This is a genomic window from Streptosporangium sp. NPDC048886 (assembly GCF_055586905.1).
Map to the genome: position 1 here is coordinate 122,227 of NZ_JBVJHH010000018.1, position 22,338 is coordinate 144,564.

A 22,338-nucleotide genomic window follows, 5' to 3' on the forward strand; every position below is an offset into this window, starting at 1 on the left:
AGTTCCGGCCCCAAGCCGCCGGTGGCCGAGACAACGTTAGTCCGCCCACTGGCCACCGAGCGGGCAGGCCATACCACTGTCTTTATCGCAGGACATCATTCAGCAGCTATTGAGCGCATCGCTGATCCGTCGTCGGGCCGACTCATCTTGCCCCACGACACACTTGGCGTAAATACGCAAGAGGACTTCCACACTGTGGCCGGCCCACTCGGCTACCTGGGTGGGTGCCACTCCAGCGTTAAGCCAGGTCGAGACGCAGGCGTGCCGGAGGTCGTAGACCCGTTTGGCCAGCGGTGAGGCGAACTCCTCCTTGGTGAGCGCGTCTTTGCGGGCCTTGGCCCACACGCGGCGGTAGGTGATGCTGGGCAGCTCTCCCTCGCGGACCCCGGAGAACAGTCGGCCGTCAGCGGCCTTGCCGTACGGCGCGGCCAGGTGGGCGCGGAGAATCCTGACCAAGGCGGGCGAGATTGGCACGGGGCGGGCGTGACCGTCCGCCCGGTGCTTGAGTGAGCGTTCCTCACGGAGCGCGCCGTCATCGGTCCACTCTCGGCCGGCGAACGGGGCGGCCGTGGCGAAGCGCAGCTCTCCCCACTCCCCCGCCGGTTCCTCCCACTCGCCGGTCTCCTTGTTCAGGACCAGGGATGGCAGGGTGACATTGTCGGCCTTGAGGTGGACGACTTCCTCAGGACGTAGACCCGCGTAGTACATGAGCGCGAAGAAGGCCACCAGGCGCTTCCCGCTCGGCTTCTGGGCTTCTACGGCGGCCAGCAGGGCGCGGGCTTGAGTGTGGTTGACCACGCTACGGCGGTCCACCTCGTGACTGCTCTTGGGTGCCTTCCACTTGATGCCCTTGAGCGGGTTCTCTGGAAGGAGCTTCAGCTCCACGGCGTAGTCCAGGGCGTTTTGCAGGATGGTCTTGTTCCGGAGAACGGTGCTCGTAGCAGCCCGCTTGCCGTCCAGGCGCGACGTGGCCGTGTCCAGCATGGTCCGCACGAGAACGGGATCATCAGCCAGCGCGGACACGGGCTTGGTGTTGGCAACCAACCAGCGGAGGGCGTCGGCCACGTCGCCGGATGCCTCGTCCCGCTGCTTGGTGTTGAAGCCCCAGCGGCGCATGGCCGTACGCAGGGCGAGGTCATCGGGCTTGCCTCGCTCGCTCGCGAGCATGGCGGGGGTGGCGGCGGTGAGCGTGCGGGCGATGTCCTGCCGGTACTTCGCCGACGCGCCCTTCCACTTCATGTCCGCGAACTTGCAGGCGAAGCCGTACCAGCTCATGTCCGGGCGCTCCGTGCGGTTCCATGAGACCGGCTCTCCGGTGAGCATGCTGAATGCCTCGCCCTTCCGCGCGGCGGCCTGAACCTCGCCTCGGTAGGTGTCGGCCTGAGCCGCGTTACGGAACGGCTTGCGCCATGGCTTCTTTCCAACCTTCCACCGTACGTAGTACGTGGTGACCTTCTTGCCCTTGTAGACCTCGGTTTTGTAGACGCGCACGTCGTAAGTGATGTCCTTCATCAGGCGGCACTCTCCAGGTCGGCAAGCCACTGCTCGAAGTCCGCGCGGCGGATGCGGAGGTCGCCGTTGGGCAGCTTGAGGCAGCGTGGGGCGCGGCCCTTGGCGCGCCAGTCATAGAAGGTGCGTCGGCTGATCTGGAGGTCGTCGCAGAGTTCGGCGAGGGTGAGCGTCCCTCGCGGCTTGGCCGTGGCCATGGGTGGTATCTCCTTGCTTCGGCGGTCAAGCAATGGACTTGCACAGGTCGGGGTGGACGGCGTAGCGCGGTGAAGGGTTGCCGCGGGTGCCGGGCGGTTCGGGCTCACGACGGATCCAGCCCAGGTGCTCCAGCAGGTCACACGCCGGTTCCAGATCGGCGGCCTTCTTGAAGCGGCGCTGTAGGGCTCGGTGGGCGTCCCGGCGGGTGAAGCGCTCGGGCCGAGTGCGAGTGAGCCAGTCGTGGACGGTGCGGGCAGCTTCCTGGTCGGGATCGGCGCCCATGGCGTCGAAGGCGGCCAGGGCGTGGGTGGTGAAGTACTCGCCCAGCTCCATGGCGGCGGCCATGGTGGTGCCGTCGATGGGGCGGCGCCAGCCGTCTTCGATGTGGCCGGCCAGGTGCAGCAGTCCGGCGAGGCGGGCGACTGCGCCGTCGAACTTGGCGGCCCAGTCGGCGATGTGGCCCAAGTCGCCGGTGTCGGGCCGCAGTCGGGGTTCAGTGCGCTCGCGCTGGGCGGTGAACAGCTCAGCCGCCTCAGGCGACAGGATGAGCCGGGCAGGGTCGTCCCAGCCGTGCATGGTCAGCACGAGGCGTTCCAGGTTCGCGGCATAGACAGTTGACACCATCTCCGGGATGGGCGGTGAGTCGATGCGGCGGAATCCGACGTTGGAGGCGGGCAGGCTGTAGAGGATGCGGCCCAACAGTCCTTTGCCGCGAAATCCGGGCGATTTGGCGATCTCGGTGATGATCTCGGGTTGGACCGCGAGCCCGAGAGTAAGGGCGGGATTATCAACCCTTTCGCGGCGGTCGCGCCGGTCCACGATCAGCAGGTCCCCGGCGTGCCCCTTGAGGAACAGGTCCAGGTTGGGGGTGCCGGAGTAGCGGCCGGCCAAGGTGGCGAAGATGCCGCCCTCTGCGCTGAGGACGGCCAGGCGTCCACCCTGCTCGGTGAGCAGCGTCGTGGCGGTCTCAGGGGTGGCATCGTCGCTGACCAGTCGGGGAGCGACCGGGACGGTGATGTCCTCCACTGCCAGGGCGGCGCTTTGTGCCTCGGCCAGCGCCGCCGGAGCGCCCTCCCCGCGGGCAGTGGTGGCCTTGTGGGTGGCTTTCTCGGCGGTCTCCTGAGCGACCTTCTGGGCAATACGGGCTTCGGTGATCTGCGGTTTGATCTGCTCTTGTAGGAGCTTCTCGGCGGCCAGCAACGGCACGACGATCGCCCGGAACACCGGGGACTTACGGCTGCCAGGTGGCATGGCCACCACTGTGTAGATGTTGACCGGCTCGCTCCAAGTGCCCCGGACGTTGACGAGGGCGCGCCCGCCAGCGGCCGTGGAGACGGCCGCCAGCGCGATGCACCCGGCCAGGTCCGGCGGGGTCTGGGTCTCCTCGGCCAACGCGGTCACGAACTCGGCCAGCCAGCTCGGGAAGACGTGCGTGGGGAAGACGGGTAGCGCGGGCCGTGCACCGAGCGGGACTGGGGTCTCCCAGGCGCGAAGGGGGGTAACGGTCTCGTCGGGCCAGGGCACCACGTTGTCCGCGCTCATGCGGCGCCCTGCTGGGGTCGGTGCTGGTCGGCGGCCAGGCGAAGTCCCTGGCGGTCGGTGGGGCGAGGTTGGGCGAAGTCCTGGTGGGGGCTGTTCCAGCGGCGGGCGTGCAGCTCGGTGTGGGTGGGGATGCGGGCCAGGGTGCGCACCTTCTCCGCCAGGGCGGCCCAGGAGATGGCCATCTCGTGGTGGGCGTGGCCGTAACCGATCTCCCAGCCGGAGCGGTGACCGTCGCGATAGCCCTGCTCGTAGGCGGCCCGTTCTCGACGGTGCTGGTCATCCAGGTCGGCCACAAGCGCGGCCATGGCGCGATAGAGGTCGGTTGGAGTGGTCATGTCGCGGTGACCTCCTCTACGGGCATGCAGGGCGGGGTGGGCCGATCGTCGTAGTTGTTGGTGTAGGTGCCGTCCGGCAGGCGCCATTCGGTCCACCAGCGGCGCCCGTACGGGTGGGGGCGCTTTTGGGCGATGGTGCCGCATCGGGTGCAGGTGGCGTTGTGCTTGTCGTGGCGGGTCCAGCAGTGTCGGGCACTGGTCTTTCTTGCGGCAGTCATGACAACTGCTCCCCGCTCTGCTTCTCCGTGCCGGGCAAAGGGGCCGGGCTGTTGGCGATCTCCAGCAGGACATCGGCGTGACAGAGGGCATCCGCCTTGCACCAGCAGGCAAGGGTGCGTCCCCGCAGCAGCCGCCGGATCTGGTCCTCCCACGGGAAGTGTGGTCCGCGCGGACTGCACCAGCCGAGCGTCTCCTTGACACGTTCGGCGCGCCACACCAGGTAGGAGCGCAGCAGCTCCACGGCATGCGCCGCGTCGCGGACAGCAACCCCGGCGAACGGGGAGTGCCAGTCGTCCGGGGTGGTTTGCCTCGGGCGGAAGGGGTTGCCGTAGCAGGAGGGCCGCCCAACGTAGACGACGCCGAAGGGCATGCGCCATCCCGCGGTGCGCTTGCGCTGGATACGTCCAGGCATGAGGTCTCCGGTGGTCTGGGTAGTGGTCATCGGGTGCCGTCCCGGTGCAGGCGACGGAAGTGGACGTAGAGCTGCCAGCCGAGACGGGGGCGCATCCCGGTGCCGTTGCAGGCGCGGCAGGTGCGGTTCTTGCCGCCCGGCGCGCACCGGCGGCAGGTCCCCCACGGGGCGATCAGGCAGCGGACGATGTAGCAGAAAGTGACGACGGGTAGGCAGAGTCCTAGTAGGACGATGGCGGTTGCCATGAGGGCCTCCAGGGCCGTTTTCGGGGTTTTCGCAGGTCGCGCTCTAGGCGCTAGGTCGCTGGTAGATCAGCGAATGGGGCTCTAGGCGGGCCTCTAGGTCTAGAGGGGGCAGCCTCTAGACCTAGAGGCGAATCTGGGGTCAGGAGACGGCGCCGGAGCCCTTCTTGCCGTCACGCTCGGTGAGGGTGGCGATGATGTCGTCGCGGACGATGCCGATCCGGTTGGCGCCCTTACCGCTACCGGCCGGCGTGCCCCACACCTGGCCAGTCTTGATGCCGTAGGGCTTGAGGGCGTTGGTGAGCTGAGCGGTCTTGGCGCTGCCCTCCTGCTCGGCCCACAGCCCGTAGACTTCCGGGCGCAGTTGGGCCAGCCGGTCCACGACGATCTCGTTCCACACCTTGGCCTCGCTCGCGGCCAGCACGGCGGCGATGTCGGCCAGCAGGTCGTAGGCCGGGGCGGTGGCCTCGGGCTGCTGTCCGGCGGCGTGGCCGGACAGCACGCCCGCCGCGGTGCGCAGCGCGTGCGCCCGGTCGGCGATGCGCTGGGTGGCCGGGGTGTCGAGGTAGGCGGCCTTGACCACCTTGGCCATCGGGGCGGCGCCGACCAGGTAGCCGGTACCGGCGTCGACCTTCGGCTGGAAGACGGTGGCGCGGATGCCGTTCTTGTAGGCGGAGGTGCCCAGGATCATGTCGTTTTCGAGCTGGCCGGCCACCCGCAGGCAGAACCGGATGGACACATTCGCGCTGATCCCGGTGGGCAGGCTGTCTTTGTCGGGGCGCTGGGTGGCCAGGATCAGCACCACGCCCAGGGCGCGGCCCAGCTTGATGATGAACTCGGCGTCCTCACCGGCCTTGTCGCCGTAGTCGGCGTGGGCGAACAAGTTCTGGCACTCGTCGATGATGCACACCAGCGGGTGCAGGCCCAGGGAGCGCTTGTCGGCGATGGCGCGGGTCACCTTCCGGTCCGGGCACAGGTCGGCCGGCAGGGTCTTCAGCGCGGCGGCGCGGCGCATGACCTCCTTGCGCAGCAGCGCCAGCGAGTCGGCGGCGTAGCCGATGGCGGCGTCGTCGATGCCGGAGACGTAGCGGTGGCAGACCTGCTCGTACGGGTCGAGGTCGCCGGTGCCCTTCAGCTCGTGAAACCACGCCTCGGTGCTGACGTCGAGCACGATGCCGGCGGCCAGCTCCCGCACCGAGGCGGTCTTGCCCTGGCCGGGCTGGGAGCCGATCAAGATGTTGTGCTCGATGAGCGGCACCGTCACCAGGCGGCCCCGCGGGTCGTTGCCGAACGGGATGCCCTTGAACACATCATGTGAGCCGGCCTTCTCCAGCGGGGACTTGACGATGGTCTTGGACAGGTCCTTGTCGCCGACCCACAGGATCAGCCGTCCCTCGTGGATGCTGGAGTCGCCCTCGGGCCAGATGCAGCCCAGCGGGCGGCGCAGCGCGGAGGCGAGCCGTTCGCGCTTGTCCATGACGTCGGTGACGGTCACGCCGTAGGGCAGGTCCACATCGGCCCGCCAGCCGGGGCCGTCACGGGTGATCGGCGCCACGAAGTTGACGTCGGCCTTGGCGTTCAGCCCGGACACGCCCAGCACGGTCAGCGCGCGGATCACGATGTCGCTGGTGAGCTTCTCCACGCGGGTCGGGATGACCGCGCGGTCGATGAGCGGCCGATCGGCCGGTCGGCCGATGACCCCCAGCACGGCCACCGCGACCGCGAGAGCGGACCACTGGGCGAAGGTAGACACGGACGCGACGATGAGGGACGCGATCAGCAGCGTGACCAGCGCGGCCCCGGACACCCACACGCGCAGCCGCACCCGTGAATCGCGCTGCCGCGACAGCTTCAGGTACGCCTCCGGGTCGGCCTTCTGCACCGCGGTCAGCCGGACCGGCTCACCCTCCAGATCGAAGGTCCAGCGCACCATGCCGGCCACGAGGCGGGCCAGACCGCGCGGGGCGCGCACGGTCAGCCGCGTCGCGTACAGCGGGGAACGGGCGAGCTGGTAGCCGGCCACGTAGGCGGAGTACTCCCCCGCCCACTTCAGCGTCTCGACAGCGTCGGCGCGCGAGCGCAGCCACAACGGGACGATCGGGCGGCGGGTACGGTTCTTCTCCGCCAGCTCGGCCCGCCAGTCGCGGTCGGCCTCACCGGGGGCGTCCACCCGGATGACCTCGCCCTCCAGCACCGCCCCGCCGGTCAAGGCGCCCGACGCCGAACCGGTCGCGGTGGTCGGGTAGGGGTGGCGGCGGTCGCGGGCGGTCTCGATGGACACCACCTGAGCGCCGGGGCCGTCGCTCTGCGGTCCGGCCGGCGGACGGGCGGGCAGGACGGTCGGCTCCGCGGGGGCGGTCGGGTTGGTCGGGCGGTGGCCGTTGGTCTCGGTCGGGAAGTCGGTCATGATGAGGTCACCTCGTGTGCCTTGGTGTGGGCGGGGTTGCGGGGCGCGGCCACTGTTCTTGGCGGAGTGGGGGCCGCGTCCCGTACAGGACGGTCGAAGTCAGTGGGGTCGAGGGGCGGCAGGCCGAGTTCGGCGCGCCAGTGGTTGATGAACAGCCACAGCCGGTGGCCGGGCGGCGGGGCCAGGGCGAGCGCTTCGGCGATGCTCAGCGCGGTGAGGGCCTGATCCCGGGTGAACAGGCGTTCCGGGTGGCCGGTCATGCTCCACCAGCTGGCCGCGGTGCGCTGGGCGTGGTGACCGGACAGCTCCTCGGTCATGGCGGTGTGGGTGATGTGGATGCCCATCACGCCGTCCCCTCGGCGAGCGCGTCGCGGACCGCGCGGGCGGTGTCCATGCCGCAGCGCAGTGCTTTACGGATCGTGGCGGCGCCGGCGTCGGCCGGCAGTTGTCCGGCGGCGATCATCTGCCGCACGTGGACGGTCAGGGCGTCGATGTCGGCGCTGCTGTAGGTGTGCTCGGCGCGGTAGGTGGACGGGGCGTTCGGCCTGTACTCCGGGCCAGTAACCCCCTTACCGGTCGGGCCGTGATCCAGGTGGGTGAAGGCGGCCAGGATGATCGGCAAGGCGGTGACGATGGCCACCGCGACGATCGGCCCGAGGATGTGCAGTACCAGCCGGGAGATGGAGAAGTCCGTCGCGATGCCGGGCAGGTAGGGCCAGGCGTTCATGCCGAGCGTCAGGGCCAGAAACAGCCACTCGATGCGGACCAGGGGCGGCGAGTCGATCGGCTGGCCCCGGGTGCCCAGATAGGCGCGGGCGCCGACGACGACCAGCAGGGCCAGGGACAGGAACGGCTCGACCAGCCAGGCGAACACCCACGACGGCGACCACGGGGAGGCGCCGTCGGCGGCGAAGGTCTGCACACCGGCCGTCGACCAGGCCAGCGCCAGCGTCAGGGAGACCATGCCCGCGCCCACCAGCAGCCGCCGCATGCGGGCGGCTTGCCAGGCACGCATGGCCGGGTCCTGGGCCAGTTCGTGCAGCCGGGCCGCCTCTCGCGCCTGCTTGCGGCGCTTGCGGACCTTGGCCGTGTCCAGCATCAGCGGGGCGTCGTCGTCCTGGAGGGCGGCCAGCGCGTGCGCTTCGGTCACCTCGGCGCGGAGTTGGCGCACGCGCCGGGTCTCACCCTCCGGGGCCGGTCGCGGGGCGGGAAGCGGCGCGGTGGGCGCCTGGGTGGCCAGGTGGCGCTCCAGGTCGGCCAGGCCGCGGGCGACGTCGTCGGGGGTCGGTTCGGGGGTGGGGGTGGTGATGCTCACTGGTGGTGTCCCTTCTCAAGGACCGGCTTGACGATGTCGCGGTGTTCCACCTGGGCGCCGAGTCCGATGCGCTCCAGCGCGGAGGACAGGGCTTCGGCGAGGGCCACCGAGCGGTGTCGCCCGCCGACGCAGCCGATGGCGATGCGCACCGGCCGGCCGGTCGGGGCCTCGGGCAGCAGAGCGACCGTCAGCACGGCCAAGCCGCGCACGGCCTCGATGGCGCCGGGGGTGGTCATGACGTGCTCGCGCACGGTCTCGTCCAGGCCGGTGCGGTAGCGCATGGCGGGGTCGTGGTGGGGGTTGCGCAGCGAGCGGCGTACGTCGAGGGTGATGTCCGCCTCGGGCGGGGCGGCGTGGCCGTAGCCGAAGGAGATGACGGTGATCTCGGTGGGGGCGGCCGGGATGGGAGCGGCCAGGGTGGGGGCGGGCTGGCCGAGGACGTCGCGCAGCAGGTCCGTGTGCGCGGCGAACACGCGCCCGCTGTAGATCACCTTCAGGTAGGCGGTCAGGGCGGTGTAGCTGTCGGCGCGCACCCACGCGGCGCGGGCGGCGTCATCGGCCCCGGTCACAGTGGGCAGGTTGCTGCGGTAGACGGTTCCCAGGTCGCAGCGGGCGGGCACGGTGACCATCCACGCCTCGTCCGAGGCGCGGGGGTCGGGGACGTAGCGGGCCGGGAGCGGCTGCCAGGACGATCCGCCTTCCAGGAGCAGGCCCGTCTCCTCGGCCAGCTCGCGCACCGCGGCGTGTGCCGGGTCTTCTCCAGGGTCCACCGTGCCGCCGGGCAGCGCCCAGCCGTGGCCGTCGCCGCGCTCGACCATGACCAGCCAGCGGCCCCCATGCTCGTCGGTGGCGGTCACGATGGCGTCGGCGCAGACCTGCTCGCCCCAGTGGCCCAGTTCGTTGCGGCCATACCGGATGCCGGTCGGGGCACCGGGGTTGACCGGGCGGCCGTCCACCACCTGGAAGGGGATCGCGGCGGCGGCCTGGCGGGCGGCCCAGTCGAGGCAGGTGGGGTCGGTGGTCGGGTCGGCCCAGCCGTCGCGGACACCGATGGTCAGCACGTCGGGGTGGGTGTAGGTGCGGGTGGTCTCGTTCATGGCGTCTCCGTGTTGGTCAGGCGGCGATGATCAGGGCGGTGATGAACAGGAAGCCGAGGTGCCAGGACTGGTCCAGGGCGTAGGCGCCGGTGCCCAGGTGCGGGGCGTCGTCGCGGCCCTCGCGGGGCTGGCCGAGGCGGTAGAAGTCGCCCTTGCCGAGCGCGTCGGCCAGGCGGGCGAGGGTGGTGCGCCGGTCGGCCCAGTAGTGCGAGAGCGCGTCCACCGCCAGGCCGGCCAGCAACGCCAGCGGGGACAGTGCCAGGTCGGTGACCAGGGCGAGCGCGGTAATGGCGGCGGCCTTGGTGATGGTGAGCGTGGCCACGTGCCGGATGCAGGCCAGCCGTCCGGCGGCGGTGGGGGCGGCCTTGACGCACGCCTGGTGGTGGGTCTGCACCCAGTGGTCACCCACGGAGTGGGCGGCGAACAGGGCCGCGAACACGGCGGCGAAGGTCGCGCTCATCGCGCGTCACCCTTGATGAGCTTGCGCACGCAGTCGTCGGCGTGCCGCTGGTCCCGTTCGGCCACACGCCGGGCGGTGACGGCGTCCATGGAGGACAAGGCTCCGGCGATCGGGTCAAGGTCGGCGATCGCAGATGCTTCGGCGGCGCTGTACTTGGCCTTGCGCGCGGCCTCTTGAAGGTTCTTACGCGTGTTGGTCATGGAAGTCACCTCGGGTCAGATGGCGGAGTGGGAACGGGCCAGACGGCGGCAGGTCCGGCAGGCCGGGACGCAGCGGGCACCGTGGACGGGGCAGCTCTGCGCGGTACGGCCGGCGGTGATGCCGCAGCGGCGGCACCCGATCGCGTTGCACGAGCGGGAACCGCAGTCGAAGCAGCGGAAGCGGGCCATCACGCCACCTCGCGGTCAGCGTCGGCGGCCAGGCTCAGGACCTCGGAGGCGGTCAGACCGGCCCACACGCCCTCCTCCGGGCGGATGGCCAGGGAGTAGGCCAGGCACGCGGCACGCGCCGGGCATCCGCCGCAGATGGCCTTGGCTTCCGCCTCACGGACCAGCCGGTCCCGCTCGGGCTCCTCGGTGAAGGCATCCGGGCCGGTGAACAGCTCCGCATCGGTGGTCTCGCACGCCGGCGCTGCGTCAATCAGCGCATTACGCAGGTCGGCGATCTCGTCACTCCCGAGCCGGGCCAGGCGGTAATGCTCGGGACGGATCGTGTCCCCGTTCTCGGCGGGGGAGAGCGGGACGGTCCGCAAGGGACGGGTCATGATGGGTGTGCTCCTTGTCTGGAGTTAGGAGCGGCCCGTGGGCCGCTCCGGTCGGTAGGGATCAGCCGAGACCGCTGGCGAAGGTGAGCAGCGCGTCGGCCACGGTCATCAGGCCATTCATGGCGCCGGTCGCGACGTTCGCGGCCTTCTCCGGCTGGCGGACGATGAAGAACAGCGCCAGAGCGACGAGCAGGAACGGCAGGAAACGGCTGGTCTTGGGAGTAGGTAGCACTGGATTGATCCCTTCGATGAGGTCACTCTGCGCTCTCTGTCTCAGAGTGCACTGAGTACTCAGACTGGTCAAGCACTTCTTCGGTTGTTTGTGTGTGATGGACTATGGAGGTGCGCCCCAGCAGGGGCTTTGGAGCGGAAGGTGAGGGCCAGATGGCGGAATGGTCAGGTCAGTTCGCTTACAAGCAGGTGGCTGACGACCTCCGAGCCGACATCAACCGGGGGAAGTACCGTCCCGGCGAGCAGCTTCCTTCCTACGACAGGCTGATGAAGGACTACGGCGTATCCATCACCGTGGTTCGCAGCGCTGTCCGGGAACTCCGCGTGGAGGGCTACGTCATCCCTCACCAGGGCAAGGGCGTCTTCGTCTGTGATCCACTCCCGGAGAACCGGGCCGCTGAAGAGTCCGCCGATTTCAAGGCCCTGATGACAGAGCTCCGCGCGGTCCGGGCTCATCTCGACTCCCTGGAAGGCCGGCTCAGCGCGGTGGAGCGCTTGGTCTCCCCCGCCGACTGAACCGCCGCTTCCAGATCTCGCAGCCGGGCCGCGACCTTGCTCATCCGCTCGGATAGTTCCCCGAGCATGGCCGCGGCCTCTGCCCGCTCCGCCTCCGTCAGTCCCATCTCTTCCTGCCCTTCCTGGCCGCCTCTAGCCGCCAAGAAAGACAGTTCCATCTGATCAGGCCCCTGAGTTGGGACAGTTTGGCCTATGCAGCGCTGGGTTAGGACTGGCTGTCATATCGCCTGGTCAAATGGCTATGACGCCAGGGCTTCGCGGTGCTTCCAAGCCAGTTCCAGTACGGCTGCCCCCGCTGCCTGCATCGGCTCGTGGTGGACGTACCGGCTCACCGAGTCATCGTCGAAGGGGATGCCCTGCATGCCGATGACCTTGCCCTCTTCGTTCGAAGCGACGATGTCACCGAACAGTGCGTCGAAGACGTCGGCGTCGATCACTGTCACAGCGAGGAAGTCCGTCGCGAAGGTCAAAGGGTCCACTCCAAGCCCGAGCATGAACGATCGCAGTAGTCCGTTCTCGCGAGCGTCCGTCATCTGCCGGTAGAGGGGCCATGCCTCGTAGTCGAAGGCGTCGCCGTACACCTCCGAGCGGCCAAGGAACTCCTCACCGTATTCACGGACCACGCACTTCCACAGGTCGAAGTCGGCTACTTCGGCACGCGGCGACTCCTCAGACGGCTGGAACACACCGACCGGCATGACCTGGTAAAGCCCCCCGCCATGCGCGACCCGAGCGGGATCACGCCAGTGGAGCACGAACGTCATCTCACCGGTACGGCAGTCGCGGCGCAGGGTCAGCATTGAGACGGCCGGCAACGCGGCACGGCGTCCCAGGTCGGTGGGGTCGGCCACCAGCGACCGGAACGGCAGTTCGGTGCCGTCGAGCACTTGGGATGCGGCGAACTCGTGGGCAGCGGCTTCGCTGACGTTCACCCCGTCGAAGTAGCGGCCCCGGGTGAAACTGAGCGTGGGCCATGACGTATCCAACAGCCGGTAGCAGGTCCGGTTCTCGAACAGGCCAGGCCGTTCCATAGCCTCCATGGCTTCGGCGTAGGTGGGGATACCCGCGGGGAGCGCGGTCGCGGCCTCGGACTCACGGCCGGTCACAGCGGGCGAGGGAGCTTGGTCGGTCCACTCCAAGCTGATGCGCTGGAGTTCGAGGGGTTGAGCCAGCGTCCATGTCTCGCGGGTGAGCAGGTGCGTGGATCCCACCTTAGGAACATCCGGGTAGAGCTGATCAGCGGTCCGCGCCAGTTGGTGACGGTGCTCGTTGAGGTAGCGACGCACCTCCCGCCATGGCATACGAGAGTCGTACGGCTGCGTGGTCGCACTCATCAACGGCCCCCGAGAACAAGGAGTGGATGCCTACCCCCGAACCCTACGACGACAGCAGAAGCGCCCGGTATCTCCACGCCATGGAGATGCATCCGGCACCGGGGGAGGCCATCGGCTCCGATCTGAGCAGCCGGTTGACGTTCTGATCGGTGAACGGGATGCCGTGCTGCTGTCCCGCCTCGCCGAAGACAGTGACACCTTCCGAGTTCGCCGTAACCACGTCGGCCAGCAGGTCATCAAACACGTCGTCATCAATCACGAGGGCGGTCATGATGGTGGTGGCCAGGGTGAGTGCGTCCAGAGCCACACCCAGGCAGTAGACCGACACCTTCCCTTCGCCACGCGCCCGTTCCAGGGCGCGGTAGAGCGGCCATGCCTCGTAGTCGATCGGCGCGCTCCGGCTGCCGTCGTGCTCGGGCGTGCCGAGTAGTTCCTCACTGAGTTCACGGACGATGTTGCGCCACAGGTCGAAGTCGTTCGACAGGTCCCACGGGGCCATGCTGGACGGCTGGAACTCACCCGCCGGGATCACGTCGTAGAGCCCCGACGCCGTGGCCACCTTGGCGGGGTCTCGCCAGTGGAGCAGGAACGTGGCCGTGCCATGCGTACGGCGCCGGCGAAGCATCAGCGTCGTGATGGCCGGGATAACCGCTCGGCGGTGAAATCCGAACGGGTCGCCAATGAGTGCCCGGAAGGGGAGGTCCTCCCATGACAGACCCGTTTGCCCTTTCATCATCGCGACGGCGGTCTCATGGCCGACGGCCTCGGAGACATCCAGCTTGTCGAAGTAGTTGGCCAGGCCGAACGTCATCTCTCCCCGACCGTTCGACCAATGCAGATCAAGCAGCCGGTAACTCGGCCGATTCTCGAACAGGGTGGGCGGGTCTATGTAACGGACAGCCGAGGTGTACCGGTCATAGGCGGAACCGGGAGCACGGAGCGGCCGGGCCGCGAACGCCTCCGGCTCGGAGCCGTCGACCGCTACCCACTGGGGACCGTCGATCCACTTGAGGGTGATGTCAGCCAATGGCACGGGCTCATCGGGAAGCCACCCCTTCCCGGCGATGAGCGGCACATCACGCACCCGGAGGTTCTTGGGGTACATGGCCACCGCTGTGGCAGCCAGGGCGGCACGGTTCCGGTTGAGGTAGCGGCGACCCTCCAGCCAGCGGCGTTGGCTGGCTGCCACTGGATCGGGAGACGCTCCCGTTTGAGGAGGATGGCCATTCGCGGGATATAGCTCGTTGAGCGGAACGCCCAGCAGATCGGCGACACGCGCAAGGAAATCCACGTCCCTGATGGCTCGAACACCGCGTTCAATCTTGGAGACATATGTCTGGTCAATCAGGAGACGGGCTGCAAGCTCTCCTTGCGTGAGTCCATTCGTAGACCGGTACGACTTCAGCATCTCCCCTAGCGACGGTGAGGCCCGCTCCACCTCTGTGGATGCACGGTGAGCGAGCCAGTCAGGGTGCGCGCCAGTCATGCTTGCATCATCGCCAAAGAGAGGCGTGAAGCACAGCCGAAACCGATTTTCTCTCTGCCGAAGATCAGAGATGAACGCCCTAAAATACTTTATTATGCTGCCTTTTATTCTCCGGTCTTTGAGGTGGTGAAGAGTTCTATCCCGCACGCTCTCCTCACAAGCCGGCGTCCGTGCAAACGTGATGAACATGACCGTCTCACCTCCTGCCCCGGACCACTCCCCCGTGGATGCTCCAACGCTGAGAGTCACGATCGTGTCCAACACTGAGCTCTCAAAAGAGGACTTTGCCTTTCAAACCCAGATGATCGGCAAGGTCGCCACCTGGAACCCGCACACACGCATATGGAGTGCAGAGCTGCCGGCCGACGATCCGCGGCGGATGGCGGAGGTGCTGGCGCACCTGTTCGAGGTCTCTCGCCACTACAAGGCTATGGTCCGGGTCTGGGCCGATGGCGCAAACTCTCCAAGCCGCTTCAGGGAGGGGCGAGAAGGGGAGGATCCGAGGATTGCTCCCTGAACCGTTGACAAGCGTGACAGTGTTGACACAGCCGAACATTCATACAGGTCAGCCCGCGTTTTTAGGAGGATGGGCGGGCGTTGACAGACGGTGACAGCCGTTGACAGCATCCTGGAGCTATAGCTAGCTGTCACCGCTGTCACCACCTGTCAACGGAGCCAGTGACACTTAAAAGGTGGATCTGAGCTGCGGAAATGGCTGAATCTGTCGACCCCGTCAACACTGTCAACGGGTACGGCCCCTATAAGGCCGAACTTCGAACTTGGGGACCTCCGGTCATGAGTAGATCCCTACCTTGACGTGTAATCTGCGGTCACGCTGACCCGGAGAGGTCTCTTCGGATCTTCCCTGCTGGTTTCATGCCGCTTCCTTCAAATAGCGACAACTGAGCCAAGAAGAGTTAGCCCCTCTCCATCGTTCGCGTAAGACAGCACCCCGCCAACTTGCAACTGGTAGGGGCACTTCCATGAGGCAAATTCCCAGACTCAAGTGAGCAGGACTGACGACCGCCTCAAATCCCAGTCTGGTGAATATAGGACACGACGGTCAGGCTCTCGTCGTCAATGAACCACGGCGAAGTACAGCGCAACGTGCCGCCAGTGGCCACCACAGGCTGGACACTACGGTTGAGCTCGATCGAGTGGACGACCACGAGTGCGTTGTGCGGCGCGAGCTCACGCTGTCGCTCAACCTCCGAACGCGTCAGGATCACCTGGGTGCCCTCGGAGATCGTCCCCTTGACCTCGACATGCAACTTCTCGTCGTCCCGAGTCAGGTATAGGTCATAGGACTCCTTTGCCCCCACGTCCTTGACCTTCCAACCCCGGGCCTCGAAGTACTCCGTCGCACGAAGGACGCTGTGCATCTCGATGGCGCGACGCTCATCAGCGGTGAGAAGGAATCCCTGCCCTGAGCGGCGCGTAGTGCGCCGGCCAGCTACTCTGGCGGCGCTCTGGGTGGCTTCAAGTACCTCTGGCGCCGTGTCCCCGGGGATGTACGGGGTGATGCTCTCCGCCTTGTAGAGCGTCCCCAGGAGCGCGCACATGAAGAGCAGATCCTCTCTGAGGACTTCAGGGCGCGGGAGCGCGTCGCGCCGGTACTCCATGGCGACGACATTTCCGGGTTCGTAGCCCCGCCCCAGCTTGGTGCGTGCCCCGAGGTGGATGGACGTGACCAAGTCGCCGCGTGCTGCCGCTTGGGCGGCGATCAGCGGCCGGGCCCAGTCCACGCGTCTCCTGAGCTCCTCTTGTTTCCGAGGCTTGAACTCTCCTCCGTTCCACACGGTGGTGCCCTGGTTCAGGGTGAGGTAGACGCGGTCGCCTGTTGCGCTGAAGAGGTAGGTGATGTACCACCCTGTGGTCGCGCTGGGGGACCGGTCCTGTGCGTAAATCCGAGTCCAGGGGATCTCGGTCTTGAGTCCGGTCGCATCGCGCCCCTGGATGCCCACTGTGTCCGAGGGGACTTCCATGGCCTGTGCTATCTCATGCCGGAACTCGCTCAACCAGTCGGGAATCTCCCGTCGGATGATGACGCCGCGGCGCTTCATGTCATCCGTGTTCTCCGCCTGCCAGACCTTCTGAAGGTCGAGGACCTCACTCAAGAGTTCATCCACACCAGCAGCCTAGCTATGCGGCCTGACAATCCGGCTGGCCATTCGAGGGCACTAATCCGTAGGCGAGTGCCCCTCTCACACGGCTGTCAGCGAGCGGCCCAGCGACGGCAACGTTCTTGACATCGACACCCGCACCTACAACATGCTGCTCCGCACCCTACGCTGCCTGGGCGAACGAGGATTCACCCTCCTGGTCACGCGCTGGCGCATCCTCCAACACATCACCATCGACGGCAGCAAAATCGGGGACATCGTCAAAGCCGCACTCGCTCTCACTCATTCCGAACACAGCTATCTGACGTAAAAGTCGTTGAGAGCACCTCACTATCGCAGGGACCATCTTCCCGAAGTGGACCGTAAGTCCTGCTCGTCTCCACCATTATGGAACTCGTGGCAAAGACAGATGAACCGACACCCACCTCAGCGGAGAAAGCCCTCGTACCCGCTTCCGGCGAAGGGCTCCGACTCGCCCGCATCGGTCCTGTTCTCACGCTTGCCTTGGCCGGTTCCATCCTTCTCAGCGGTGGCCTGTTCACCGGCGCCTTGTGGCTTCTCGACTTCCCCAGTATCACACCAGTCGCTCAGCAAGGCATCTCTCTCGCCCGCCTACTTGACCTGCTGAAACTGTCATTCGCTGTGGCTGCAGGTGTCGGAGGCGTCATTGCCCTGGTCGTCGCCTACCGCAAGCAGAAAGTCACGGAAGCCGCCGAGCACCGCCAGCAGGCCGCCGAGCGCCGGGCCGACGAAGCCCACCAACGTGAAGCCACAAAGCTGTTCAACGAGCGCTTCTCCACCGCCAGCGACAAACTCGGGCACGACTCACCCGCAGTGCGCTTGGCCGGCGTGCATGCCCTCGCTGGCCTGGCCGACGACGCCCCTGCCCGAGAACTGCGCCAGACTGTGATCGATGTGCTGTGCGCCTACCTACGTATGCCCTACGCACCCAATCCCGGCGAAGCCGGCGACCCGGCCGAGCGCTTGACTTTCGCTGGTCTGCGTGAGGTACGACACACCATCATCCGCATCATTACCGCCCATCTTCGCGACAAATCCGCGATTCCTTGGCAGGGCCACGAATTCGACTTCACTGGAGTCGTCTTCGACGGAGGAGATTTCTCCGGAGCAGTATTTTCCGGCGGCAGAGTTCAGTTCAACGGCGCGGTGTTCGCCTCCGGTGAAATCTTGTTCGATGGCGCGGTCTTCTCCGCTGATCAGGTCTCGTTCGACGACGCCGAGTTCTCGGGCAGCGAGGTCTCATTCCTCGGCACAGTGTTCTCCAGTGGAAAGGTCTGGTTCGGAGGCACGGTGTTCTCCGGCGGAGAGGTCTTGTTCCTCCGCACGATGTTCTCCGGCGGAGAGGTCTTGTTCCTCAACGCAGAGTTCTCCGGCAGCGAGGCCTCCTTCTCCGGCGCAGAGTTCTCCGCCGGCCAAGTTTCTTTTCCTGGCTCAGAGTTCTCCAGCAGCAAAGTCTCGTTCGGCGGCGCAAAATTCTCCGGCAGCACGGTTTCATTCGGTGGTGCGGAGTTCTCCGGCGGAGAGGTTTCGTTTCCTAACGCGGAATTCTCCGGCGGCAAGATCTCACTCAAGCACGCAAAGTTATCTGGCGGCCTAGTCTCCTTCCCCGGCGCAAAGTTCTCCGGCAGCAAAGTCGTGTTGAGTGGCGCGCAGGTCGTAGATCCAGCGGTGGTGGACTTCACTCAATCTAAAGATTGGTCGGTTCCCCCGGAACTGCCCTCACCGCTTCCTGCCGGGATACACCTTCCGTAGAAGCCATCTCGATGATGGAGTACCCCAACAAAGAGACATCCAGTAACCAGTAATAGGTGATGACCTTCGCCCAGGTAGCGCGATCCGCCGCATGAGCAGCCGTGATCACAATCACTTCACAAAAATCTGATTCTTGATCATGTCGAATATGTGCGCAAATCTGTGTTCGCCGAGGCTCTCCTAGAGAGTTCTCCCAGGTGAGCGACAGAGGCATACCCTGTTGCGCTCCTGACTTCTAATCCGACGGTCGCAGGTTCGAATCCTGCAGGGCGCGCCACCAAGACCAGGTCATCTCCACTCTGACCTGGTCTTCTGCATGTGTACGGCCCGCACGGCCCATGCAGCCGCAGGCAGTCGGTTGCAGCCGTATGCCACCGGTCGCGGAACTGGGCTTAATCCGGTTTGACGGACATCCGAGATCAGGGGCTCGTCCCCGGAAGGATGTCCATGATGGAGAGCATGGGGGAGAAGAACCGCGCCCTCGCCGTTCGTTCACCCGCGAGTTCAAGACCGAGATCGTCGAGTTGTGCCAGCGAGGTGACCGTTCGATCGGCCAGGTTGCCGAGGACTTCGACCCATCCGAGCCACGATCCACCCATCCACCAGCAGCGTTGCGTTGATCGTCTGAATCTGAGACGGCTTTCTTCGCGGAGACCCGGTGAGGGTGCATCCCTTCAACGAGGCGGAAAAGCAGAGCGGACACAACGTCAAACGGGCGTGTGAGCCGCTGGAGGTCTCCCGAGCCGCCTTCCATGCCCGTCGTCCGGGCGTATCTGGCCCTCGTGCGGTGCGTGATGGGCACCTGGCTGAGCGCATCACCGAGATCCATCGGCACTCGCACGGCACCTACGGCGCTCCGCGCATTCACGCCGTCTCGCAACGAGAAGGGGCCAGCTGCGGCCGGCGCCCAGTAGCGCGGCTGATGAGAGCGGCCGGATTGCAGGGCCGTCACCGATGGTGATCTTTCATTCGGATCGCGGCTGCCGATACACCAGCGGCGCCTTCGCCGAGTTGGCCGGCCGGCTCGGAGTGCGGCTGTCGGTCGGCCGGACCGGCCAGTGCTGGGACAACGCCCTGGCCGAATCGTTCCTCGCCACCTTGAAGGGCGAACTGCTCGGCGATCGTCCCTGGCCCAGCCGTGCCGCGGCCCGCAGCGCGATCTTCGAGTTCATCGAGGGCTGGTACAACCTGCACCGGTTACACAGCAGCCTCGGTCACCGTAGTCCCGCCGCCTACGAGGCCGCGCATATGGCCTGACCACCACACCAAAGGTGTCCGCCAAAACGGAGCAAGCTCACCACCGGGGTGGAGTCCACCACCCAGACATCGTCGCTCCACAGCGTGGTGTCGATCGCCAGTAGCCGTGTGGTCTGCTGGAGCAGGCCCGCCGCCTTGCGCAGCCGCTTGTTGTAGCCGGGAGCCATCGGTAGGTACGGGAACAGATTCCGTAGGTGAGCGCGGGCATGACGGATCCACCGCCGCTCGGAGGTGAAGCCCAACAAGGCCTGCGGCACCGCCAGCGTGACCAGCTCCGCGTCGCTGAGCTTCGGTGTGATGCCCACCGACGGGCGCCAGGGTGCCAGCTGAGGTGATTGTTTCAGCAGGTCGTCGGATCTCACGTACAGTGCGGTGGCCAAGCTGTCGAGGTCCGGCTTCACCGATGTCTCCGTCCCCCCAGGCTAAGGAACATGGTGCGAGGTGGGCCCTCGTTACCGAGTCAGGTGATCACACTCTTCGGCGGCACTTTCGTAACTGCCGAGAAGGAAGGTGTGGATCGCCGCCAGTTGGTCTCCGGAGAAGGTGGCCATCAAACGGCGGCTGCGAGCGTCGATCCCGTCGTAGAACGAAGCGATCCGTTCGAGTCCTGGGGCCGAGGCTTCGACGAGTACGCGGCGGCGGTCCCGCGGGTCGGGTTTACGCCGGACGTATCCCGCCTTCTCCAGACGGTCGAGCATGTGCGTGACCGCGCCAGTGGTACGCCCGAGCTGAGAGCTGAGTGCGCCGGCGGTGCAGGCTCCGGCGCGGTTGAGTACGTGCAGGCAGAGCAGATCGGTCTGTGCGATGCCGAGATGTTGGGCGATCAGGTCGTTCAGTCGTCCCAGGGCTCCGGCGAGGTCCGTCATGGAGGCAACGATCCGGTTGGCCAGTTCGTCGTTCTGGTCGTCCTGTGGTTTGACGGGCATGTGGGGTTCCATTTATCTTCGCAATTGAGATACTTAGCTATGCAGTTACTGTATCCGATGCATTGCCTCTGCGACTTGGAGAGGCAACGGCGGCCCTGGTCTGGGTCCCCCTTGGAAGGAGTCCCGCCGTGGACGGCTGGTACGTGGACGACCGCTGCATCAACTGCGATGCCGCCCGGCAGCTCGCGCCCGACCTGATCGGCGAGGTCGGCGGAAGGTCGCAGATCCTGCGCCCGCCGAACGATGAGGCGGAGACACGGCGCCTCCACGCGGCCGCCTTCGCCTGCCCCACACGCTCGATCCACCCGGCGTCCGGGCCGCCGAACCAGGCGCTCGACCCTTTTCCGATGGCCTTGGACAACGGCGTACTGATGTGCGGGCACAACTCCCGACACACCGCCGGGGCCAACTCCTACCTGCTGCTGCGTCCGTCCGGCACGGTCATGATGATCGACACACCGCGCTGGAGCCGTGAACTCGCCGAGCGTTACGCGGCATCAGGTCTGGTCACCGATGTGCTGCTCACACACCGAGACCACGCCGCACACGGCCGCCGCTATGCGGACCATTTCGGCGCTCACCTGTGGATCCACGAGGGCGACCTCGACGCGGCACCGGACGCGGACCGGGTGATCCGGGGCCTGGAACCTCTGGAGATCAGCGAGGGGGTCACCGCCCATCCACTGCCCGGCCACACCCGGGGCAGTGTGCTCTACCTCGCGGATGACCGGTACTGCTTCAGCGGAGACAGCTTCTACTGGTCGCGCACCACCGGTGATCTGGAAGTCGCGGACAGCGTGACCTGGTACTCCATCGAGGAGTTGGCCATCTCCTTGGCCAGGACGGCCGGACGGCTGCGATTCGAATGGATCCTGCCAGGCCACGGTGACCGCCAACGCCTGGCCGTCGACGAGATGTCCCGGCGGCTGCGAGCGCTGGCCGAACGCACGCGACTGCTACGGCCCAGGCCGATCGACTTCACGGCCGTCCGCTGGTGAGGGAGTGGCCCAACCGGCACCAAGGCCCGCACGGCATCGGCCACAGCACCCTTCCTCAATATTGGCGTACTGCCGGAGCCCGATGAGACAGTCCCCCATGGTGCTGCACGGTGAGCGGAAACCAGCCTTGCGCGTCACGGCGGCCCCAGCCGCCGCTCGCAACGTCGGCAGGGCCCAACTGTTCGCCCTGTCCACCGCTATCACCTCGGCGAAAGGCGACGCAACGCTGGACACGGCCAAGCCCAGGGCGGTGCTCGCCGCCGTAATCGGTTCGGTCCTGGCCCGCGGCCGCCTCGACGGTCTCTACACACGCTGACACCGCACCGACGGCGCAACAGCAACGCTAGAACTTCCCGTTACGTCGGGTTCAAGCCCACGCAGCCCACGCCTTGGAAGCAATCATCTAGTCCTCTGACAGGCGGGTCACGCCTCGCCTACCAACATGGTTTCGTCCTGAAGCGATGGAACGGGAAGGCCGAGAAGCTCTAGGGTCCTACGCAGAACTGTCTCGTTGCTGGCGACGAAGTCGAGCATGTCTAGCGCCTGGTAATTCTGCATGATCCTGTCGACGGTGCTGAGCAGTTCTTGCGCGCCTTGTTCCCGCTGCTCGACAAAACCTCTGATGATCTGCGGCAACTGCGTGCGATCGGCAGCAAGTTGAATCGCATGCACCACCCTGTCGCTTCCTTCGACGGCAGCGAGGAATTCTTGCCATTTTAGTCTGACCCTGTCAGTGCTCTCGATATGGAGTAGCGCTGCGGCAGCTTCGGACTGTATGGCGTGCTGTTTCCTGTAGGCTTCCCGGTTGATCTGCCTTACCTCCTCAGAAACGTTCACCTCAGCTCTGACTGTCCACCGGTAGCTCCCGGTCATTGCACTTGCCACCGAGGCGAGTCGTTGGTTAGTCGCGAGCTCCGCCGCGCCCGCCTCAGTGATCTCGAACTGGCGAGTGATCGACCGGACCTCTTCAAAGGCCCGCTGAAGAACTGCCTCGATCTCAGGCGTTTCATCATTGAGAACGGTGCGGGCCTGTCTCGCAGCCGATCTCGCGGTCCGGTGTAGCGTGACGGAGAAGTCATAGGCGTCGCCCTTGGCGGGCGAGTCGAATGTGAATGGCTCGATGTTCGTTGGCGGCGCGGCCTCGGGCTCATTCTGGTAGGCGTGGTAAAGCATTGGTTCCAGCCATTTGCGCATG

General features: G+C 66.5%; 28 protein-coding genes and 2 pseudogenes. 8 read left to right on the top strand and 22 right to left on the bottom strand.

The features are described from left to right. Nucleotides 1-99: 99 nt before the first annotated feature. From ACZ6R6_RS23230 to ACZ6R6_RS23300, 15 genes are all read right to left on the bottom strand, one after another. A complete protein-coding gene (locus tag ACZ6R6_RS23230) occupies nt 100-1,512 on the bottom strand; it encodes a tyrosine-type recombinase/integrase (RefSeq protein ID WP_470096453.1) in 1,413 nt (470 codons plus the stop codon). Next, the gene (locus ACZ6R6_RS23235) at nt 1,512-1,706 is read right to left on the bottom strand and encodes a helix-turn-helix transcriptional regulator (protein ID WP_470096454.1); all 195 of its coding nucleotides are present in this window, start codon (nt 1,704-1,706) and stop codon (nt 1,512-1,514) included. The genes ACZ6R6_RS23230 and ACZ6R6_RS23235 overlap by 1 nt, the downstream gene beginning before the upstream one ends. 25 nt (nt 1,707-1,731) lie before the next feature. After that, nucleotides 1,732-3,249, bottom strand: coding sequence for a YfjI family protein (locus tag ACZ6R6_RS23240; protein WP_470096456.1), 1,518 nt, complete (start codon nt 3,247-3,249; stop codon nt 1,732-1,734). Then, the gene (locus tag ACZ6R6_RS23245; RefSeq protein ID WP_470096458.1) at nt 3,246-3,584 is read right to left on the bottom strand and encodes a hypothetical protein; all 339 of its coding nucleotides are present in this window, start codon (nt 3,582-3,584) and stop codon (nt 3,246-3,248) included. The genes ACZ6R6_RS23240 and ACZ6R6_RS23245 overlap by 4 nt, the downstream gene beginning before the upstream one ends. Beyond that, nucleotides 3,581-3,802 carry a hypothetical protein gene (locus tag ACZ6R6_RS23250; RefSeq protein ID WP_470096460.1) on the bottom strand — a complete coding sequence of 74 codons (222 nt, stop codon included), beginning with the start codon at nt 3,800-3,802 and terminating at the stop codon, nt 3,581-3,583. Before ACZ6R6_RS23250 ends, ACZ6R6_RS23245 begins: the two co-directional genes overlap by 4 nt. Continuing rightward, nucleotides 3,799-4,215: a DUF4326 domain-containing protein gene (locus ACZ6R6_RS23255; RefSeq protein WP_470096462.1), complete on the bottom strand. Its 417-nt coding sequence runs from the start codon at nt 4,213-4,215 to the stop codon at nt 3,799-3,801. The genes ACZ6R6_RS23250 and ACZ6R6_RS23255 overlap by 4 nt, the downstream gene beginning before the upstream one ends. Nucleotides 4,216-4,241: 26 nt before the next feature. Continuing rightward, nucleotides 4,242-4,460: a hypothetical protein gene (locus tag ACZ6R6_RS23260; RefSeq protein WP_470096464.1), complete on the bottom strand. Its 219-nt coding sequence runs from the start codon at nt 4,458-4,460 to the stop codon at nt 4,242-4,244. A 139-nt stretch (nt 4,461-4,599) separates the two neighbouring features. Beyond that, entirely contained in the window at nt 4,600-6,864 is a 2,265-nt protein-coding gene (locus tag ACZ6R6_RS23265) for a cell division protein FtsK (RefSeq protein ID WP_470096466.1), read from the bottom strand. Then, nucleotides 6,861-7,208, bottom strand: coding sequence for a hypothetical protein (locus ACZ6R6_RS23270; RefSeq protein ID WP_470096468.1), 348 nt, complete (start codon nt 7,206-7,208; stop codon nt 6,861-6,863). Before ACZ6R6_RS23270 ends, ACZ6R6_RS23265 begins: the two co-directional genes overlap by 4 nt. Continuing rightward, nucleotides 7,208-8,179, bottom strand: a complete 972-nt coding sequence (locus ACZ6R6_RS23275; RefSeq protein ID WP_470096470.1) for a hypothetical protein — start codon at nt 8,177-8,179, stop codon at nt 7,208-7,210. Before ACZ6R6_RS23275 ends, ACZ6R6_RS23270 begins: the two co-directional genes overlap by 1 nt. Next, on the bottom strand, nt 8,176-9,276 hold the full coding sequence (locus tag ACZ6R6_RS23280; protein ID WP_470096472.1) for a RapZ C-terminal domain-containing protein: 1,101 nt from the start codon (nt 9,274-9,276) through the stop codon (nt 8,176-8,178). The genes ACZ6R6_RS23275 and ACZ6R6_RS23280 overlap by 4 nt, the downstream gene beginning before the upstream one ends. A 16-nt stretch (nt 9,277-9,292) precedes the next feature. Beyond that, nucleotides 9,293-9,736 carry a DUF3307 domain-containing protein gene (locus ACZ6R6_RS23285; protein WP_470096474.1) on the bottom strand — a complete coding sequence of 148 codons (444 nt, stop codon included), beginning with the start codon at nt 9,734-9,736 and terminating at the stop codon, nt 9,293-9,295. After that, nucleotides 9,733-9,936, bottom strand: a complete 204-nt coding sequence (locus ACZ6R6_RS23290) for a hypothetical protein (protein WP_470096477.1) — start codon at nt 9,934-9,936, stop codon at nt 9,733-9,735. The genes ACZ6R6_RS23285 and ACZ6R6_RS23290 overlap by 4 nt, the downstream gene beginning before the upstream one ends. A 188-nt stretch (nt 9,937-10,124) precedes the next feature. After that, nucleotides 10,125-10,499 (bottom strand): WhiB family transcriptional regulator, encoded by a 375-nt coding sequence (locus tag ACZ6R6_RS23295; RefSeq protein ID WP_470096478.1) that lies wholly within the window; start codon nt 10,497-10,499, stop codon nt 10,125-10,127. Nucleotides 10,500-10,560: 61 nt separating this feature from the next. Then, the gene (locus ACZ6R6_RS23300) at nt 10,561-10,731 is read right to left on the bottom strand and encodes a hypothetical protein (protein ID WP_470096480.1); all 171 of its coding nucleotides are present in this window, start codon (nt 10,729-10,731) and stop codon (nt 10,561-10,563) included. Nucleotides 10,732-10,883: 152 nt separating this feature from the next. On the opposite strand from ACZ6R6_RS23300, the gene ACZ6R6_RS23305 reads away from it, so the two are divergent. Further along, entirely contained in the window at nt 10,884-11,246 is a 363-nt protein-coding gene (locus tag ACZ6R6_RS23305; protein WP_470096482.1) for a winged helix-turn-helix domain-containing protein, read from the top strand. A 239-nt stretch (nt 11,247-11,485) separates the two neighbouring features. Here ACZ6R6_RS23305 and ACZ6R6_RS23310 read toward each other — a convergent pair whose 3' ends face one another. Together ACZ6R6_RS23310 and ACZ6R6_RS23315 are read right to left on the bottom strand one after the other, a co-directional pair. Beyond that, on the bottom strand, nt 11,486-12,532 hold the full coding sequence (locus ACZ6R6_RS23310; protein WP_470096484.1) for a hypothetical protein: 1,047 nt from the start codon (nt 12,530-12,532) through the stop codon (nt 11,486-11,488). Between the two features lie 91 nt (nt 12,533-12,623). Continuing rightward, the gene (locus ACZ6R6_RS23315) at nt 12,624-13,988 is read right to left on the bottom strand and encodes a helix-turn-helix domain-containing protein (protein ID WP_470096486.1); all 1,365 of its coding nucleotides are present in this window, start codon (nt 13,986-13,988) and stop codon (nt 12,624-12,626) included. Nucleotides 13,989-14,319: 331 nt separating this feature from the next. Here ACZ6R6_RS23315 and ACZ6R6_RS23320 point away from each other — a divergent pair, with 331 nt between their 5' ends. Continuing rightward, nucleotides 14,320-14,583, top strand: coding sequence for a hypothetical protein (locus ACZ6R6_RS23320; protein WP_470096488.1), 264 nt, complete (start codon nt 14,320-14,322; stop codon nt 14,581-14,583). A 511-nt stretch (nt 14,584-15,094) separates the two neighbouring features. Here ACZ6R6_RS23320 and ACZ6R6_RS23325 read toward each other — a convergent pair. After that, complete coding sequence (locus ACZ6R6_RS23325) at nt 15,095-16,195, bottom strand: MrcB family domain-containing protein (RefSeq protein ID WP_470096490.1); 1,101 nt, start codon at nt 16,193-16,195, stop codon at nt 15,095-15,097. A 112-nt stretch (nt 16,196-16,307) separates the two neighbouring features. Between ACZ6R6_RS23325 and ACZ6R6_RS23330 the strand changes: the two are divergent. Beyond that, nucleotides 16,308-16,499, top strand: a pseudogene (locus ACZ6R6_RS23330) (IS5/IS1182 family transposase); the annotation flags it as partial. Between the two features lie 86 nt (nt 16,500-16,585). Further along, entirely contained in the window at nt 16,586-17,962 is a 1,377-nt protein-coding gene (locus ACZ6R6_RS23335) for a pentapeptide repeat-containing protein (RefSeq protein WP_470096492.1), read from the top strand. A gap of 419 nt (nt 17,963-18,381) precedes the next feature. On the opposite strand, the gene ACZ6R6_RS23340 is transcribed toward ACZ6R6_RS23335, so the two are convergent. Then, nucleotides 18,382-18,561 carry a hypothetical protein gene (locus ACZ6R6_RS23340; RefSeq protein WP_470096494.1) on the bottom strand — a complete coding sequence of 60 codons (180 nt, stop codon included), beginning with the start codon at nt 18,559-18,561 and terminating at the stop codon, nt 18,382-18,384. A gap of 188 nt (nt 18,562-18,749) precedes the next feature. On the opposite strand from ACZ6R6_RS23340, the gene ACZ6R6_RS23345 reads away from it, so the two are divergent. Together ACZ6R6_RS23345 and ACZ6R6_RS23350 are read left to right on the top strand one after the other, a co-directional pair. Continuing rightward, entirely contained in the window at nt 18,750-18,923 is a 174-nt protein-coding gene (locus tag ACZ6R6_RS23345) for an IS3 family transposase (RefSeq protein ID WP_470096587.1), read from the top strand. Beyond that, on the top strand, nt 18,917-19,219 hold the full coding sequence (locus tag ACZ6R6_RS23350; protein WP_470096496.1) for an integrase core domain-containing protein: 303 nt from the start codon (nt 18,917-18,919) through the stop codon (nt 19,217-19,219). The genes ACZ6R6_RS23345 and ACZ6R6_RS23350 overlap by 7 nt, the downstream gene beginning before the upstream one ends. 41 nt (nt 19,220-19,260) lie before the next feature. On the opposite strand, the pseudogene ACZ6R6_RS23355 reads toward ACZ6R6_RS23350, so the two are convergent. After that, nucleotides 19,261-19,620, bottom strand: a pseudogene (locus tag ACZ6R6_RS23355) (IS982 family transposase); the annotation flags it as partial. 51 nt (nt 19,621-19,671) lie between these two features. After that, nucleotides 19,672-20,145: a MarR family winged helix-turn-helix transcriptional regulator gene (locus ACZ6R6_RS23360; protein WP_470096498.1), complete on the bottom strand. Its 474-nt coding sequence runs from the start codon at nt 20,143-20,145 to the stop codon at nt 19,672-19,674. Between the two features lie 128 nt (nt 20,146-20,273). Between ACZ6R6_RS23360 and ACZ6R6_RS23365 the strand changes: the two genes are divergently transcribed. Both ACZ6R6_RS23365 and ACZ6R6_RS23370 read left to right on the top strand, forming a co-directional pair. Further along, nucleotides 20,274-21,143 (top strand): 4Fe-4S domain-containing protein, encoded by an 870-nt coding sequence (locus ACZ6R6_RS23365; RefSeq protein WP_470096500.1) that lies wholly within the window; start codon nt 20,274-20,276, stop codon nt 21,141-21,143. 82 nt (nt 21,144-21,225) lie between these two features. After that, a complete protein-coding gene (locus ACZ6R6_RS23370) occupies nt 21,226-21,459 on the top strand; it encodes a hypothetical protein (RefSeq protein ID WP_470096502.1) in 234 nt (77 codons plus the stop codon). A gap of 107 nt (nt 21,460-21,566) precedes the next feature. Here ACZ6R6_RS23370 and ACZ6R6_RS23375 read toward each other — a convergent pair whose 3' ends face one another. Beyond that, nucleotides 21,567-22,337 (bottom strand): hypothetical protein, encoded by a 771-nt coding sequence (locus ACZ6R6_RS23375; RefSeq protein WP_470096504.1) that lies wholly within the window; start codon nt 22,335-22,337, stop codon nt 21,567-21,569. Nucleotide 22,338 lies beyond the last annotated feature (1 nt).